We start from the raw sequence: 580 nt of genomic DNA, 5'->3' as shown, positions 1-580 counted from the left end.
GAGGAAATACGCCCAAGACCAACGAAAAAACATCGCCCGCGGGCCGTGGACGGCGGTTAGAACATCGCTGGAAGGCAAAGGTCCCCCTTCCGCCGGCTGGAAAGTGGGCGTGTGGAGCGCAAAGAAAAGTGCAGTGCGACGCACAAGCAGATGATTCCTCGCTTCGCTCGGAATGACGGGCACGACATGTCATCGGAAGGGCCAGCCCGCTTTTGTCATTCCGAGGGCCCAAGGCCCGAGGAATTTGCTTTGCGGTGGTGCTTCAGTGGAACGAACCCACCGGGAGCGCGGGTGCCACAGTCTTTCCTGAAGACCGCCGCTCCTGCAGCTAAGAAAGAAAGACCTGCGCAGCAGCGCAGGTCCCACACTTCTCGGTTAAACCCACGCCGAAGCGCGGGTCATACACGTCAGAACAGGAATAGACGCCTGGAGTCGGGGTTCTTTCCAAAGAACGTGACGTCCTCGATGGTTTGCACCGCATCGCCCCGGAGCATGGCCCAAAGCAAACGCTCAATGCCAATGCCAGCCCCAAAGGTAGACGGGAAGGGCGGCAGCACGCCCCGTTCCGCAGCGTGAACCA

The organism is Thermoanaerobaculum aquaticum, from assembly GCF_000687145.1.
Classification (GTDB): Bacteria; Acidobacteriota; Thermoanaerobaculia; order Thermoanaerobaculales; family Thermoanaerobaculaceae; genus Thermoanaerobaculum; species Thermoanaerobaculum aquaticum.
This window is presented reverse-complemented; position numbering follows the sequence as displayed.